The organism is Nocardia sp. PLKS1-43 (genome assembly GCF_059510335.1).
On the sequence record NZ_JCAJZQ010000011.1, the window covers coordinates 157470 to 172973 of the forward strand.

Here is a 15504-nt window from a genome sequence, read left to right on the forward strand (position 1 = left end):
CGAGTTAGGCAGCGGGCTCGCTCACCGAGGCGCGGTGACGACTACATCCGGGGCGCAGGCAGCCGCCATGCCGCGGCTGTGAGCGCTCCCGTCCGCGGCTGGATAGCTGCCCGAAGCGCGGTCAGTGAATGAACAGTCCGGCGCGGGCGGCGAGGGTTGCTGCTTCGGCGGCGGTTGTGGCGGCGGCGTCGTCGATGGGGTCGCCGGTGGTCAGGAGGCGGTAGTACAGCGGGGCGGAGACCGCGGAAAGTACTGCGCGGGGGTTGGTTTCGGGAGGGATCTCTCCGCGGGACACCGCCGCGGCGATGCAGGGAGACCATTCGGCGAGGCGGGTGTCGTAGAAGTGGCGCAGGGCCGCGGCGGTACCGGGGTCGGCCGTGGCGGCGGCGATGAGCGAGGCGAACAGCCTTCCCTGGCGGGGGTCGTCGAGGGTGTGCGCGACCAGGCGCGCGTTGGCGAGTAGATCCTCGCGCAGGGATCCGGTGTCGGCGTGGGGGAGCGAGGTTTCGGCCATCTCGGCGAGTAGATCGGCGACCAGGCCCGCGGGGGTGCGCCAGCGCCGATAGACGGTGGTCTTGCCGACGCCCGCGCGGGCGGCGACCTCGGCCGGGTCCAGACCGGCGAATCCGTGCTCGGCCAGCAGATCGCCCGCCGCTCGCAGAACCGATTCGCGGACTCGGGCGGTGCGGCCGCCCGGACGCACCGAGCCGGGGGTGTCCTGATTCATAACGGTTCTCCAGTTCCATTAGTCACGAATCGAGTGTAGCGTTGGCGATGTTAATGAAACTCAGGTCCCGTTAGGAGATGGACATGGAGTATCGGCGGTTGGGCGCTTCCGGATTGACGGTTCCCGCGCTCAGTTTCGGTGCGGGCACCTTCGGTGGTCGCGGTGAGCTGTTCGGTGCCTGGGGTGACACCGATGCCCGGCAGGCGCGCCGGATGGTGGACGTCGCGCTCGACGCGGGTGTCACGATGTTCGACACCGCGGACGTGTACTCCGAGGGTGCGTCGGAACAAGTTCTGGGCGAGGCGATCCGGGGCCGGCGGGACCGAGTGCTGCTGTCCACCAAGGCGTCTCTGCCGACCGGCCCTGGCGCGCAGGAGGCCGGTTCCGGCCGGTCCCGGTTGATCGGCGCGGTGGAGGGCGCATTGCGTCGTCTCGGCACCGACCACATCGACCTGTTCCAGCTGCACGCCTTCGACGCGGGCACGCCGGTCGAGGAGGTACTCGCGGCACTGGACGATCTGGTGCGCAGCGGCAAGGTGCGTTACCTGGGCGCCTCCAATTTCGCCGGGTGGCAGCTGATGAAATCCCTTGCGGCGGCGGATCGGCACGGCCGGGCGCGCTATGTCGCGCACCAGGTGTACTACTCGCTGGTCGGCCGCGATTACGAGTGGGAGCTGATGCCGCTGGGCCTGGACCAGGGTGTCGGCGCGGTCGTGTGGAGTCCGCTGGGCTGGGGACGGTTGACCGGGAAAATCCGTCGCGGACAACCACTTCCGGACACCAGCCGACTGCACAAGACCGCCGGCGCCGGTCCGCCCGTGGACGACGAACTGCTGTACGCGGTGGTCGACGTCCTCGACGATCTGGCTGCCGAGACCGGCCGCACGGTTCCGCAGATCGCGTTGAACTGGTTGCTGTCCCGGCCCACCGTCTCGACCGTGATCGTCGGCGCGCGCACCGAGGAGCAGCTGCGCCAGAACCTGGGGGCGGTCGGCTGGCGACTCGACGACGATCAGATCGCCCGGCTGGACAAGGTCAGCTCGCGCACCCCGCCGTACCCGTACTATCCCTACTACCGGCTGCCGGACTTCGCCCGTCTGAACCCGCCCGTCGTGTAGGCAGCGCGGTATTCGCCAGGTTTCCGTGCTCGGGCGCCGAGCGCCGGTGAAGTGAATCTCGTTGTGCGCCAGGGCCTGCCGCCGCCGTCCGTCCGCCGAAGCTCGACGGCTTCGCGGTCGAGTAGTGCGAAACCTGTTGTGTCGAGGTACTTTCACCGTGCGGTTGCAATCGGGGGCGCCGATCGGTACGCGCCGCTCAGTAGACGTCGCGAACGTAGCGCTTCTCGGTCGTGAGTTGTTTCTTGTACGCGGTGGCGGCCTCGGGGGTCAGGTTGCCGTGGATCTGGGCGATGGTGAGGAGGGTCTGGTCGACGTCGCGGGCCATGCGGCTGGCGTCGCCGCAGACGTAGATGTGCGCGCCGGACTGGAGCCAGGACCACAGCTCCGCGCCGTGCTCGAGCATGCGGTGCTGGACGTAGATCCGTTCTCGCTGATCACGGGAGAAGGCCAGGTCGAGCCGGGTCAGGAAGCCGTCACGGAACATGTCCTCGAGTTCGGTGCGGTAGTAGAAGTTGTCCGCGGCGTGCTGGTCGCCGAACAGCAGCCAGTTGCGGCCGCGGCAACCCAGCGCGCGGCGTTCGTGCAGGAAGCCGCGGAAGGGGGCGATACCGGTGCCGGGGCCGATCATGATCATCGGGGTGTTCGGGTCCAGCGGCGGCCGGAAATGCGGTGCGCGCTGCAGGAAAATGGGGATCTGCGCATCCGCGCCGCGGTCGGCCAGGAAGGTCGAACAGACGCCGCCGCGCGGTGCGGCCGGATCGCCGTAACGCACCACCCCGACGGTCAGCTGCACCTCGTGCGGATCGACCAGCGGGCTGGACGAGATCGAATACTGCCGTGGCTGAAGCTTTTTCAGCACGCCCAGCCAGTCCACCGGATGAGCGCGGACCGGGAAGTCGCGCAGCACGTCCACGGCCTGCCGGTCCCACAGGTAGCCGTCGAGTTCGGTGCGGTTGTCGCGGCGCAGCAGTTTGGCCAGTTGCGGGTTGGGATTGCGTGCGGCGACGAAATTCAGCAGGTCGCCACTGATCCGGGTGATGTCGTAGTGGGTGCGCAGGGCCTGTTCGAGCGGCACTTCCCGGCCGTCGATCTCGGTCGCGTGGCGTGGGTCCAGTCCGGTGGCGTCGAGCCATTGCGCGACCGATAACTCGTCGTTGGTGGGCCAGACGCCGAGGGAATCGCCGACCTCGTAGGCGGCGTCGTGGTCGCGCAGGTCGAATCCGAAGTGCCGCACCTCTTTCGGCGACCCGGGGCGGGAGAGGAGTTCGTTGCGGACGAGGGCCGCCGGAGTGGGCGCGCTGCGGGTGAAGGCGGGCGCCGGCCGGCTCGTCTTCGGTGCGGGCGTCGAAACGGTCTCGGTGCGAGCGGGAGCGCCGAGCACCCCGACCACCTTCTCGATCCACTGCGCGGAGAGTTCGGCGTGATCGGGCTCGCTGTCCACCCGCGCGAGCAGTCGGGTGGCGCCGCAACGCGCGAACAATTCATCGAGCTTGCGGCCGTGACCGCAGAAATCGTCATAGGAGGAATCGCCGATCGCGAACACCGCGTACCGCAATCGGTTCAGCCGGGCGGTGCTGTCGGACAGCGCATCCCAGAACTCCGCACCGTTGTCCGGAGGTCCGCCGTCGCCGAACGTGCTGGTGATCACCAGCACGTCACCGGTGAGGTCGGCGGGCTCACAGGCATTCATCTCCAGCAATCTGGGCGCACAACCGGATTCGGTCAACCGCTGGGCGGCCTCGGCGGCGAACTCCTCGGCGGTGCCGGTCTGCGAAGCCCACAACACGGTGACGGCGTGCGGTTCGGGCTGGGCCGCAGCCGGTTCCGATTCGCCGGCGCCGCCGCCCGCGGCGCGCGAGTACATTCCCGCCAGCAATCCGTCGATCCACAGCCTGCTGTTGCGAGCCAGCGGTGCGGATTCGGGCAACACCGGCTGCCCCTGTACCGGAAGGGAATCCAGTGCCGCGAGATATCCGCTCAGATAGATCCGTTCGGTATCGCTCAGCGTCGGCGCGGCGGTGGTATCCAAGCCGAGCATGCGAGCCAGCGGATGCCCGCCCGCCGAGACCGCGGGCGCGGCGAGCGTCGGCGTTCGCTCGGGTGCGGCGGGCTCGGCAGCGATACGGCGCAGGGCTACCGCGCACGCCTTGAACTCCGGTTGCAGCGACGCATCGTCCACCGCGTCGTTGGTGACCGCGTTCACCGTCAGGTATTCGCCCTGTTCGTCGTTCCAATGGAACGGCGCGAAGCAGTTGCCCGGCCGCACCCGGTCACTGATCTGCACCGGCAGCACAGCACGACCACGGCGAGAGGTGATTTCGAGGTGATCCTCCGGCCGCACGCCCAATCGCCCGGCGTCCTCGGGATGCACCTCGACGAACGGTTGGCCGTTCAACTTGGTCAGTTTGGCGACCTTGCCGGTCTTGGTCATGGTGTGCCACTGATGCGGCAGACGCCCGGTGTTGAGCACGAAAGGGTAATCGTCGTCGGGCATTTCGCGCGGTTCCATATGCGGCCGCGGCCAGAACACCGCGCGGCGGCTCGGCGTGGCGAAGGCCAGCTCCGGAGTATTCCCCGATTCGTCGGTGAACAAATCCTGGCTCACTCCGTCGTTGCGATAGCGAATCGGGTTGCGGCGCTGCGCGGGATCCGGACACGGCCACTGCATCGGCCCGGAACGCAATCGTTCGTAATCGATCCCGCGCAGGTCGTATCCGGTGGCGGGATTGGCGAATCGCTTGATCTCCTCGAAAACCGCGGCACTGGAATCGAATTCGAACCCCGCGAAACCCATCGCCGTGGCCACCTGCGCGATCAGCGACCAATCCGGCCGCGCGTCACCGACCGGATCGATCGACCGCTGCAGCAGGCTGACGTCGCGCTCGGAATTCACCATGACGCCGTCGGCCTCGGCCCACAGCGTCGCGGGCAGCAGCACATCGGCATAGGCGTTGGTGGCCGTCTCCGCGTAGACGTCCTGTGTGACGACCAGTTCGGCCGCTTCCAGCCCGGAGATGACGGTCTTCCGGTTCGCCACGGACGCAACGGGATTACTGCAGATGATCCAGCACGCGCGGACCTTCCCATCGGCCAGTTCCCGGAACATCTCGATGGTGCCCGGCCCGGATGCGGTGCGAATCGTTCCCGGCTCGAGCTGCCAGGCGGTTTCGACGAACGTGCGATCTGCCTCGGACAGCACACTGCGCTGTCCGGGCAGGCCGGGGCCCATGTAGCCCATCTCCCTGCCGCCCATGGCATTCGGCTGCCCGGTCAGCGAGAACGGCCCGCTACCGGTGCGGCAGATCGCGCCGGTGGCCAGATGCAGATTGCACAGCGCGTTGGTATTCCAGGTGCCGTGTGTGGACTGGTTCAGGCCCATCGTCCACAGCGACATCCATTCGCCCGCTTCGCCGATCCACCGTGCGGCGGTGCGGATGTCCTCCTCGGCGAGACCGGTGATCTCCACGACGCGGTCCGGGGGATAGTCGGCGAGGAATTCGCCCATCGCCTCCCATCCCTCGGTGTGCGCGGCGATGAAATCGGCGTCCACAGCATCATTTTCGACCAGCAGATGCAGCAGGCCGTTGAGCAGCGCGAGGTCGGTGCCGGGAGTGATCTGCAGGAAAAGGTCCGCGTTGCGGGCGGTTTCGGTGCGACGGGGATCGACGACGATGAGTTTGGCGCCCGCGCTCTTGCGGCGGTCGGCCAGACGCAGATACAGAATCGGATGGCAGTCGGCCATATTCGCGCCGATCACCAGGAACAGATCGGCGTGGTCGATGTCGTCGTAGGAGCCCGGCGGCCCGTCCGCGCCGAGGGACTGCTTGTAACCGGTGCCCGCGCTGGCCATGCACAGCCGCGAATTCGATTCGATGTGTACGGTCCGCAGATATCCTTTCGCCAGTTTGGTGGCCAGGTACTGCGCTTCCAGGGACATCTGCCCCGAAACGTAGAGCGCGATGGCATCCGGGCCGTGCGTGTCCAGAATGGCCCGCAGCCGCCCGGCGACCTCGCGAACCGCGTCGTCCACGGCGATCGGGACCGGTTCGTGCCCACGCTCCGCGCGGCGCAGGGCGGTGGTCATCCGGCCCGGCGCGCGCATCAGCTCGGCGTGGGTGGCCCCCTTCGTACACAGCCGTCCGGCGTTGACCGGATGCAGTTTGTTACCGCGCACGGCCGCGATGACGGGCGCGCCGGATTCGTCCACGCTGGTCTCCACCGTGATCCCGCACCCCACGCCGCAGTACGAACACGTGGTGTCGACATTCGTCCGGTCGGAGGGAGAAGGGGACATGAGTCGATCATCGCCACCGGCGATTGCGCCGGATTTACCGCACGTTATCGGCGAGTGACAAAGGTCCGCACGGCCCGAAGTCGATCTTGTGAGGAGTGGAGAGATCACCCCGCCGGGATTCAACCGAGGTTGTAGCCGCGATGCAGGGCGACGATGCCGCCGGTGAGGTTGCGCCATTTGACCGCGGACCAACCCGCGTCGGCCATCCGCAGCGCGAGTTGGCGCTGGTTCGGCCAGGCGCGGATGGATTCGGCGAGGTAGACGTACGCGTCCGGATTACTGCTGACCGCGCGGGCCACCCGGGGCAGCGCCTTCATCAGATATTCCATGTACAAGGTGCGGAACGGACCGAACACCGGGGTGGAGAACTCCGCGATCACCAGGCGTCCGCCCGGTTTGGTGACGCGCAACATCTCGCGCATCGCCAGATCCGGCTCGGAGAAGTTGCGCAGCCCGTAGGAAATGGTGACCGCGTCGAACGAATCGTCGGCGAACGGCAGTCGGGTGCCGTCCGCGGCGACCATCGGCACCTTGCGGAAACGGCCCGCGTCCAACATGCCCCGGGAGAAGTCCGCCGCGACGCACCAGGCTCCGGACTTGCCGAACTCCAGGGTGGACACCCCGGTCCCGGCCGCCAGATCCAGCACTCGCTCACCGGGCCGCAGCGCCAGCGCCTGACGGGTCGCCCAGCGCCAATACCTGTCCTGTCCCGCGGAGATCACGGTATTGGTCAGGTCGTACCGCTTCGCGACCCCATCGAACATCGACGCGACCTCGTGCGGTTCCTTGTCCAGCGAGGCGCGGAACGAGTCAGTTTTCGCCACATCTGCGACCCTAGCGTGATCCGCGCGAGGGGCCGAGGCGGGCCGGATCTCCGCCGGCGGGAGCGAAGTTACGCGCTACGGCAGATGTGATCGGTGGTGGTGTCGAGCACATCCGCGTAATGCCCCATCAGCTCGGTGCAGATCGCGGGCCAGGTGCGGTGCAGCACGGATTTGCGCGCGGCGGCGGCGAATCGGGCGCGGTGCGCCGGATCCTGCAGGGCTCCCACGGCGCTGGGCAGCAGTTCGCCGAAACGGTCCACCGGCAGCAGATAGCCGTTGCGGCAGTGCGCGATCAGATCGCGCGGACCGCCCGCATCGGGTCCGACGACCGGCAGGCCACTGGCCAGCGCCTCCTGCACGCCCTGGCAGAACGTCTCGTGCTCACCGGCGTGCACCATCACGTCCAGGCTCGCGTAGGCCCGGCCCAATTCGTCACCGCCCAGTTCACCGGTGAAGATCGCCGAGGGCATCAGCTCGGCCAGGCGTTTGCGTTCCGGGCCCTCACCCACGATGACCAGTTGGATCTCCGGATCGCCGTCCAGCACGGCGAGGCGTTCGACATGCTTTTCCGGGGCGAGCCGCCCGACGAAACCCACCACCAGACGCTCGTGCGCCGACCACGCCTCGCGCAGCCGCGCCGAGCGCGCCGAGGGGGTGAAGCGCGCGATGTCCACGCCGCGCGCCCACCGGTGAACTCGCGGAATCCCATGCCGCGCAAGATCTTCCGCGGCCGCCGAGGACGGAGCGAGAGTGCGGGCGGCGCGTTGGTGGATGCGCCGTGTCCACGCCCACGCCGCCCGCCGGGCCGGGCCGAGCCCGTAGCTCTGTGCGAATCCTGCGACATCGGTCTGGTACACCGCCACCGCGGGCAGATCCAGTCGCAGCGCTGCCGACATGCCACCCGCTCCGAGTAGGAACGGCGAGGCCAGATGCACGATATCGGCGTCGAATTCCCTGATCGCCGCGGTGATTCCGGGCTGCGGCAGCCCGACCGGCAGCGAACTGATCTTCGGCACCATCACCGCGGGCACCCGTACCACCGGAAACCGGCCGTACGAACGCGGCGCGGGCGCCTGTCCGCGCAGGGTGTCGGGGGCGATGACCAGCGCGTCGTGGCCGTGCCGCTCCAGATGCCCGAGCACCTGCAGCACGGAGTTGACGACGCCGTTCATATTCGGCAGGAACGACTCCGCGACAATCGCTACACGCACACCCCGAGTGTGTTCGATCGGCGACGCCACGCCGCCAAGACCGTGTGACACGTATGCGAAGTTCCGGCGAACATCTGCGGTCGTCAGGCCGATCGGGCGACTTCGACGCGCTGCCGCGGTTCGCGCCGCCGGAACCGGCGCACCAGCCACAACGACGGCAGCGCGATCAGCCACACCACCACGATCACCGACAACGCGGGCACGATCGCGACCCGCGCGTCGCGGCCGGCCACCCGCACGAGTTCCGGATCGGCCCGGCTGTACTCGACGTTGATGCGCTCACCGGCGGTCAGCTTGGTCGGGTACAGCACACCCAGCCGCGGATTGCGAGTGACGCCGTCGGGGGTGACGAACGTCACCGCGGAACGCAATCGACCGGCCGAGAGCACCTCCGCGCTGGCCACGCCCCTGTTCGAGCTGATCAGCAGGTCGTCGCGCCAGGCCGCCAGGACCAGCAGTACCGCGAGGGCGCTGATGGCTGTCGCGGCGATGAGCACACCGATTCGAATCCGTCGCAGACGCCGCGTACGCCGATGTGCGGGCTGACTGTTGTCCGACACGGCTTCAGGCTATTGCATCGCTCCGATAGCGTGTGCGCCCATGTCCCGAAAATTCAGCTTCACCGTGTCATACAGCGTCCCGGTCGAGGAGCTCCACCGGGCGATCATCAGCGACGAGTTGTGGCGGGACCGTTTCGACGGCGCGACCACGGCCACCCTCGACCTGTCCCACGACGACGGTCCCGGCACCATCCGCGTGCACATGACCGAAAAGGCGCGGCCGGACAAGATTCCGGCGCTCGTGCGCAAGGTGCTCAAGAACGATCTCGTCGTCGAGCGCACCGACAACTGGGGTCCGCTCGACGGTGACACCGCCCGGGGCGTGTTCACCGGCACGTCGCAGGGCATCACCAGCAAGATGTCGGGAACCTATGAGATGCGCCCCGCCGCAACGGGTTCGGAGATCGTGGTCGCGGGCACGGTCGCGGTGAAGGTGCCGCTGGTCGGCGGTGCGATCGAGCCGCTGGCCGAACAGTTGCAGCACCGCGTCGTCGAGAGCGAACGCAAGTTCATCGAGAAGTGGTTCGCCGACAAGGCCGGCGCCTGAGCTGAATACCTTGCATGCGAGCAGATTTCGAGCAGCTCGCATGCAAGGGACCGGGCGGCCCGCTACTGTGCTCCGGGCCCGAAATCGCCGCCCTCGAACTCCTTCGGTTCGACCAGGACCAGCCAGTTTCCGGAATTGTCGCGGATGATCGCCTCGACACCGTACGGCCGGTCCGACGGCGGCTGCACGAATTCCACCCCCTTGGCGGTCAATTCCTCGTAAGCCTTGTGGCAGTCGTCGGTCCGCAGCCCGAGCCCGCCGTTCGTGCCGTTCGCAAGCGCCCGCCGAATCGCCTCCGCCACGTCCTCGGCCAGCGGCGGCCCCGGCACCATCAGGGTGATCTCCAGCTCCCGGTGGTCCGGATGCGCGATGGAAACCCAGCGGAACCCGTTGTCCCCCATGGTGATATCGGTCATCTCCACGAAGCCCAGCTTCTCGATGTACCAGTTCTTCGCCGCCGTCTGATCGGTGACGTGGACAGTGACCAGAGACACATTGGTAATGGTTGTCATGCCCTCAGGCTATTGGGGCGAAACCGCTGAGCGCTTCTTCGAAATTGCTCTATCTTTGGTCTCCGCTCCGCTCCGACGGGTTTTCGGCGCTGTAAGGCTCGTCGTTCAGCCCTCGAGACTCGGCCTTCGGCCATGCGCTTCGAGGGCTGAACGACGAGCCCGCGCCGAAAACCTTGCAGGTCTTGTTGCTGAGCCTTTCGCTTCGCGGGCGACTCCCAGCGGACAGAGACGATTCGCCGCTGGATGCGTCAGGCTTCGTCTCGCTTCGCTTCGGCCGGTTTCGGTGGCTGGAGGGAAGCGTCGCGCGGGTCGGGATTCGGTTTTCGGCTGTGCGCTTCGATAGCTGAGCTATGAGTCCGCGCCGCAAACCTTCGCGGTTGGCGTTGCTGAACCTTTCGCTTCGTGGGCGAGTCCCAGCGCGACGTAGACGCTTCGACGCTGGGCACGTTGATTTTTCGCCTCGCTTCGCTCCGGCCGGTTTTCGGTCAGCGGAGGGAAGCGTCGCGCGGGTCGGCGCCCGGCTTCGGCCAGGCGCTTGGTGGGCCGAACGACGAGCCCGCGGAGAACCTTTCAGGTTGGAGTTGCCGAACCTTTTGCTTCGTGGGCGAGTTCCAGCGGGACGGAGACGCTTCGCCGCTGGGTGCGTGGTGTTTCCTCTGGAACGTGCCGTTGCCTTTGCGTGCTTCAGGTGTGCTTCCGGTCGGAGAGGCCGTGCATGAAGATGTAGCAGCCCGGGATGCGGGGTGTGCCCTCGGCGGCGAATTTCGCCTGGTAGGCCGAGGGGGACATGCCGACCAGGTCGGTGAATTTGCGGCTGAACGAGCCGAGGCTGCTGTAGCCGACGAGCACGCACGCCTCGGTGACGGTGACGTTGGTCGCACGCAGCAGATCCTGGGCGCGCTCGATCCGGCGTTCGGCCAGGTACAGGGCCGGTGTCTTGCCGTAGGTCGCGGCGAAACACCGCAGGAAGTGGTACTTCGACACCCCGGCCGCGGCGGCCAGGCCGTCCAGGTCCAGCGGTTCGGCATAGTTCCGGTCGGCCAGGTCGCGTGCCCGGCGCAGGTGCGGCAGCAGGTCCTCGGGGACCGGTCGCGGCGGGGGTGGGGCCATACCGTCTCCTCGTCGCCGGTCAGCTGAACGGGGTCAGGTCGTCGAATCGCATGGAGACGCGCCCCGCGGTGCGCCACAGCCGGGCGGTCAGATCCGCGTCCTCCTCGGTGACCAGATTGCCCATCACCCGAACGGCAGTGTGCTGCAACAACTTCGAACGCATCATCGGCGGGCCGCCGGTCGGCACCATGCGCGGGTGGGTGGCCAGCGCCGCGATCCGGCGCGCGACCGAGAAGGTGCGGCCGTAGCGGGCCCGCAGCAGATCCGGCCACAGCGCGGTCAGATCCGGTTCGTCGAGCAGCCCGGCCAGCAGATGCCCGCCCTCGAGGCCGTAATCGATACCCTCGCCGTTGAGCGGGTTGACGCAGCCGGCCGCATCGCCCACCAGTGCCCAGTTGCGTCCGCTCACACCGGAGACCGCGCCGCCCATCGGCAGCAGCGCCGAGGCGACCGCGCGAGCCTCGCCCTCGAACTCCCACTCCTCCCGGCGCAGCGAAACATAATGCTGCAGAAGGGGTTTCAGGGAAATGTGCGAGGGGCGCCGTTCGGTGGCCAGCGAGCCGACGCCGATGTTCACCTCGCCGTTGCCCAACGGGAACACCCAGCCGTACCCGGGCACCAGCGTCCCGTCGGCATCACGCAACTCCAGATGGGAGGTGATCCACTCGTCCTCGCTGCGCGCGGAGCGGATGTAGGCGCGCGCGGCAACCCCGTAGGCGAATCGGCGATGCCAGGTGCGCCCGAGCAGTTTGCCCACCGGCGACCGCACGCCGTCGGCGACGATCAATGTCCGGCAAGTGATTTCCTGCACACCCGCGTCGGTGCGCACGCTGACGCCGGTGACCCGGTCGCCCTCGCGCGAGACCTCGACGACCCGCGCCCCGTCGACCATCCGGGCGCCCCACTTGACCGCGGTCTCGCGCAACTTGTCGTCGAGTTCGAGCCGGGGAACGGCACTTCCGTAGGCGGGGAACGACCCGACCGGCCACGGCAGCAGCGCCTCGCGGCCGAATCCGCCCATCCGCAGACCGCGGTTGACCGTATGCGCACGCAGCCATTCGCCCAGCCCCAGATGTTCCATCTCCGCGGTGGCGCGCGGGGTCAGCCCGTCGCCGCAGGTCTTGTCGCGCGGGAAGACCGCGGCGTCGGTGAGCAGCACGTCGCGCCCGGCGCGCGCGGCCCAGGCCGCCGCCGCCGACCCCGCCGGTCCCGCGCCCACGACCAGCACGTCGGCATGTGCGGGCAGCGCGTGCGGCTCGCGCTCGCTCCCGATGGCGGCATCCGGTGAACCCATGCACCCCATCCTCGCAGGGCTGTGCGGAGGGTGTCGACGCGGCGGTAGGGGCGACCTGCGGAGGCTGCGCCGGTGTCGGATTCGTCCCACAATGGCGATGTTGGGATGGTGTTCACGGGACCCCGGGACCCGACACGCTAGGTTGTGGGGCGTGGGGACGGACGCGGCATTGGGAGACGACATGAGTGCATCGGCGATCAGCGATGAGAGCACGGTGGTGGCCGGGGTCGACCTCGGCGACCACGAGCTCGCGTCGACCGTGCGCAACGGTCTGGTCGAGGTCGAGAAACTGCTGATCGCCGAGCTGTCCGACGGGGAGGAATTCCTCCAGGAGGCGGCGCTGCACCTGGCTCGCGCGGGCGGTAAGCGGTTCCGGCCGCTGTTCACCATCCTGACCGGACAGCTGGGCCCGCGCCCGACCGATCCGGATCTGATCACCGCGGGCACCGTGATCGAACTTGTGCATCTGGCCACGCTGTACCACGACGACGTCATGGACGAGGCCCCCATGCGCCGCGGCGCGCCGAGCGTGAACTCGCGCTGGGGCAACAGTGTGGCCATCCTGTCCGGGGACTACCTGTTCGCACACGCCTCACGGCTGGTGTCCACCCTCGGCCCCGGCGCGGTGCGGATCATCGCGGAGACCTTCGCCGAGCTGGTCACCGGTCAGATGCGAGAGACGTTGGGCGCCAAGCAATCCCAGGACCCGGTCGAACACTACCTGCGCGTGGTGTGGGAGAAGACCGGATCGCTGATCGCCGCCTCGGGGCGTTTCGGCGGCACCTTCTCCGGCGCGGATCGCGATCACGTCGAGCGCCTGGCCCGGCTTGGCGATCTGGTGGGTACCGCCTTCCAGATCTCCGACGACATCATCGATATCTCCTCGGCCTCGGAACAGTCCGGGAAGACGCCGGGCACCGACCTGCGCGAGGGCGTGCACACCCTGCCCGTGCTGTACGCCCTGCGCGACGAGGGCGTCGAGGGCGATCGCCTGCGCACCCTGCTGGCCCGCCCCCTGGAGACGGACGAGGAGGTCGACGAGGCACTCGATCTGCTGTCCCGCTCCCGAGGCATGGTCCTGGCGAAGGAGAAGCTGCAGAGCTACGCCGACCTCGCCCACGCCGAACTCTCCGCGCTCCCCTCGGGCCCGGCCAACGCCGCCCTCGAACACCTGGTCCGATACACCATCGAACGGTCGGTGTAATCCCGGCTCGCGCATGCGGCGAACGGGCTCGATTCTCGACTTCGCTGGCTGCGAATCACGTGAGTTCGACCGGTAGGGCAGGTCGCGGCGGCCCGTACCCGGCCTTGCCTTCGAATCGCGCGGCTCGTCCGCACCTGGAGACGCCGGCTCCAAGGCCGCGGCCCGGGTCGATTCCGGAGCGGGGGAGCGAAGCGGAGTAGCCCCAGGAGGGAAGAATCGCCCTCGAGGGGCCGCGGCCCCGCCGGAGCGGAGCGGAGGTCAAAGATACAGCGGAACTCGGGGCGGGACCTCACTCGTTGACCTGGTGTAACAGATAATCGATCACGGGGTGCTGAAATGGAGGTCCGATCATGCACGGCGGGTATGCCAACGGGCTGAAGACGTTCGGGCTGATGGTCGGCATGTCGGCGCTGATCGTGTTCATCGGCGCGCTGTTCCGAAACCCCACGATTCTGGTGATCGCCATTCTGCTGGCCGTGGGCATGAACGCCTACGCCTACTTCAACAGCGATCGGCTGGCGCTGCGGGCGATGCACGCGCAGCCGGTCTCCGAACTCGAGGCCCCGGTGATCTACCGGATCGTGCGCGAGCTGGCCACCGCGGCGCGCCAGCCCATGCCGCGGCTGTACATCAGCCCCACGGCCGCACCCAACGCCTTTGCTACCGGCCGCAACCCCCGGCACGCCGCGGTGTGCTGCACCAGCGGCATCCTGCAGCTGCTCGACGAACGCGAGTTGCGTGCGGTCCTGGGCCATGAGCTATCGCACGTCTACAACCGCGACATCCTGATCTCCTCGGTGGCCGGCGCGCTGGCCGCGGTGATCTCCGGCCTGGCCAATCTGGCCTTCTTCGCGGGCCTCGGCGGTGGCGGCAACCGCGATGGCGAAGGTCCGAACATCCTTGGCGTACTTCTGATTTCGCTACTCGGACCGATCGCGGCGACGCTGATCAAACTGGCTGTATCGCGGTCCCGGGAGTACCAGGCCGACCAGGACGGCGCCCAGCTCACCGGCGACCCGCTGGCCCTGGCCTCGGCGCTGCGCAAACTCGAACGCGGTGTGGCGGCCGCTCCGCTCCCGCCGGATCCGAAGCTGACCGCGCAATCCCATCTGATGATCGCCAACCCGTTCCGGGCCGGCGACAAGATGGCCCGCTGGTTCTCCACCCACCCGCCCATGGCCGAGCGGATCGCCCGCCTCGAACACATGGCGGGCGGCCCCCGCCGCTACTGACAGCACCGGCATGAATGGGCATAAATGAGCCTACCGGTAGTTGACGAACTGCAGCGCCAGGTCGAAATCGCCGGCCTTGAGCAGGGCGATGACGGCCTGCAGATCGTCCCGCTTCTTACTGCTCACCCGCAGCTCGTCGCCCTGGATCTGAGCCTTGACGCCCTTGGGACCCTCGTCGCGGATCTTCTTGGCGATCTTCTTCGCATTCTCGGTGGAGATGCCCTGAACCAGGGTTCCTGTGATCTTGTACACCTTCCCGGACGCCTGCGGCTCACCGGCGTCGAACGCCTTGAGCGAGATGTCGCGGCGGATCAGCTTTTCCTTGAACACGTCCAGCGCGGCCTTGACCCGGTCCTCGGACTCCGCGGACAGCACGATCTTCTCCTCACCGGACCATTCGATGCTCGCGCCGGTGCCGCGGAAGTCGTATCGGGTCGAGAGCTCCTTGACCGTCTGGTTGAGGGCGTTGTCGACCTCTTGACGGTCGACCTTGCTGACGACATCGAATGACGAATCGGCCACACTGCGCTCCTGTCTCGCGATTTCCGGCTTCGACGCTAGCCTCGTGGGCACCGGCCCGCCACTAGCCGCCGAGGGCCCGACGCTACCCCGCTGGCCTGCCGGTTTGCATCCAGGGGCCCTGATCGTTGTATTCTGCTCACCGCGCTTACTCAGCGTGTCCGGCGGATTGCCCGAGCGGCCAAAGGGAGCTGACTGTAAATCAGCCGCGCAAGCTTCGGAGGTTCGAATCCTTCATCCGCCACCCTCGCAGGGCCCTTCCCAATCGGGAAGGGCCCTTTCGGTATGCGCGGGTGCCGTGGAGGCCGCGCTGCCGCCGCCGGAGGTCTTCGCCCCCGCCCTCGCTTCCGGT

The 15504-nt window shown here is 68.0% G+C and carries 13 protein-coding genes and 1 tRNA gene; 5 read left to right on the forward strand and 9 right to left on the reverse strand.

What is annotated here, in order from left to right; all coding sequences use genetic code 11:
• Window positions 1–121 precede the first annotated feature (121 nt).
• Window positions 122–727: a TetR/AcrR family transcriptional regulator gene (locus AC5WS7_RS30950; RefSeq protein WP_495958130.1), complete on the reverse strand. Its 606-nt coding sequence runs from the start codon at window positions 725–727 to the stop codon at window positions 122–124.
• An 83-nt stretch (window positions 728–810) separates the two neighbouring features.
• Between AC5WS7_RS30950 and AC5WS7_RS30955 the strand changes: the two genes are divergently transcribed.
• Window positions 811–1845 (forward strand): aldo/keto reductase, encoded by a 1035-nt coding sequence (locus AC5WS7_RS30955; RefSeq protein ID WP_495958131.1) that lies wholly within the window; start codon window positions 811–813, stop codon window positions 1843–1845.
• A 196-nt stretch (window positions 1846–2041) separates the two neighbouring features.
• Here AC5WS7_RS30955 and AC5WS7_RS30960 read toward each other — a convergent pair whose 3' ends face one another.
• The 4 genes from AC5WS7_RS30960 to AC5WS7_RS30975 all read right to left on the reverse strand — a co-directional run bounded on the left by AC5WS7_RS30960 (window position 2042) and on the right by AC5WS7_RS30975 (window position 8734).
• Entirely contained in the window at window positions 2042–6139 is a 4098-nt protein-coding gene (locus AC5WS7_RS30960; RefSeq protein ID WP_495958132.1) for a bifunctional nitrate reductase/sulfite reductase flavoprotein subunit alpha, read from the reverse strand.
• 119 nt (window positions 6140–6258) lie between these two features.
• On the reverse strand, window positions 6259–6963 hold the full coding sequence (locus AC5WS7_RS30965; RefSeq protein ID WP_495958133.1) for a demethylmenaquinone methyltransferase: 705 nt from the start codon (window positions 6961–6963) through the stop codon (window positions 6259–6261).
• 68 nt (window positions 6964–7031) lie between these two features.
• On the reverse strand, window positions 7032–8174 hold the full coding sequence (locus tag AC5WS7_RS30970) for a glycosyltransferase family 4 protein (RefSeq protein ID WP_495958134.1): 1143 nt from the start codon (window positions 8172–8174) through the stop codon (window positions 7032–7034).
• Between the two features lie 83 nt (window positions 8175–8257).
• Window positions 8258–8734, reverse strand: coding sequence for a DUF3592 domain-containing protein (locus AC5WS7_RS30975; RefSeq protein WP_495958135.1), 477 nt, complete (start codon window positions 8732–8734; stop codon window positions 8258–8260).
• Between the two features lie 40 nt (window positions 8735–8774).
• Here AC5WS7_RS30975 and AC5WS7_RS30980 point away from each other — a divergent pair, with 40 nt between their 5' ends.
• Window positions 8775–9281: a DUF2505 domain-containing protein gene (locus tag AC5WS7_RS30980; RefSeq protein ID WP_495958136.1), complete on the forward strand. Its 507-nt coding sequence runs from the start codon at window positions 8775–8777 to the stop codon at window positions 9279–9281.
• Between the two features lie 62 nt (window positions 9282–9343).
• Here AC5WS7_RS30980 and AC5WS7_RS30985 read toward each other — a convergent pair whose 3' ends face one another.
• From AC5WS7_RS30985 to AC5WS7_RS30995, 3 genes are all read right to left on the reverse strand, one after another.
• Complete coding sequence (locus tag AC5WS7_RS30985) at window positions 9344–9793, reverse strand: VOC family protein (RefSeq protein WP_495958137.1); 450 nt, start codon at window positions 9791–9793, stop codon at window positions 9344–9346.
• 684 nt (window positions 9794–10477) lie between these two features.
• Window positions 10478–10903 (reverse strand): helix-turn-helix domain-containing protein, encoded by a 426-nt coding sequence (locus AC5WS7_RS30990; RefSeq protein WP_495958138.1) that lies wholly within the window; start codon window positions 10901–10903, stop codon window positions 10478–10480.
• A 19-nt stretch (window positions 10904–10922) separates the two neighbouring features.
• The gene (locus AC5WS7_RS30995; protein WP_495958139.1) at window positions 10923–12197 is read right to left on the reverse strand and encodes a geranylgeranyl reductase family protein; all 1275 of its coding nucleotides are present in this window, start codon (window positions 12195–12197) and stop codon (window positions 10923–10925) included.
• A 181-nt stretch (window positions 12198–12378) separates the two neighbouring features.
• Between AC5WS7_RS30995 and AC5WS7_RS31000 the strand changes: the two genes are divergently transcribed.
• Window positions 12379–13401 (forward strand): polyprenyl synthetase family protein, encoded by a 1023-nt coding sequence (locus tag AC5WS7_RS31000; RefSeq protein ID WP_495958140.1) that lies wholly within the window; start codon window positions 12379–12381, stop codon window positions 13399–13401.
• 350 nt (window positions 13402–13751) lie between these two features.
• Window positions 13752–14633: a zinc metalloprotease HtpX gene (htpX, locus tag AC5WS7_RS31005; protein WP_495958141.1), complete on the forward strand. Its 882-nt coding sequence runs from the start codon at window positions 13752–13754 to the stop codon at window positions 14631–14633.
• A 30-nt stretch (window positions 14634–14663) separates the two neighbouring features.
• Here the strand turns inward: htpX and AC5WS7_RS31010 are convergent, their stop codons facing one another.
• A complete protein-coding gene (locus AC5WS7_RS31010) occupies window positions 14664–15155 on the reverse strand; it encodes a YajQ family cyclic di-GMP-binding protein (RefSeq protein ID WP_495958142.1) in 492 nt (163 codons plus the stop codon).
• 160 nt (window positions 15156–15315) lie between these two features.
• Here AC5WS7_RS31010 and AC5WS7_RS31015 point away from each other — a divergent pair.
• Window positions 15316–15396: transfer RNA gene (locus tag AC5WS7_RS31015), tRNA-Tyr, on the forward strand.
• The last annotated feature ends 108 nt before the right edge of the window (window positions 15397–15504 follow it).

Coding starts and splice junctions, on each gene's coding strand:
- AC5WS7_RS30960 (WP_495958132.1), bottom strand. CDS start 6,139: ATGTCCCCTTCTCCCTCCGACCGGACGAATGTCGACACCACGTGTTCG.
- AC5WS7_RS30955 (WP_495958131.1), top strand. CDS start 811: ATGGAGTATCGGCGGTTGGGCGCTTCCGGATTGACGGTTCCCGCGCTC.
- AC5WS7_RS30990 (WP_495958138.1), bottom strand. CDS start 10,903: ATGGCCCCACCCCCGCCGCGACCGGTCCCCGAGGACCTGCTGCCGCAC.
- AC5WS7_RS31000 (WP_495958140.1), top strand. CDS start 12,379: ATGAGTGCATCGGCGATCAGCGATGAGAGCACGGTGGTGGCCGGGGTC.
- AC5WS7_RS30980 (WP_495958136.1), top strand. CDS start 8,775: ATGTCCCGAAAATTCAGCTTCACCGTGTCATACAGCGTCCCGGTCGAG.
- AC5WS7_RS30985 (WP_495958137.1), bottom strand. CDS start 9,793: ATGACAACCATTACCAATGTGTCTCTGGTCACTGTCCACGTCACCGAT.
- AC5WS7_RS30995 (WP_495958139.1), bottom strand. CDS start 12,197: ATGGGTTCACCGGATGCCGCCATCGGGAGCGAGCGCGAGCCGCACGCG.
- AC5WS7_RS30950 (WP_495958130.1), bottom strand. CDS start 727: ATGAATCAGGACACCCCCGGCTCGGTGCGTCCGGGCGGCCGCACCGCC.
- htpX (WP_495958141.1), top strand. CDS start 13,752: ATGCACGGCGGGTATGCCAACGGGCTGAAGACGTTCGGGCTGATGGTC.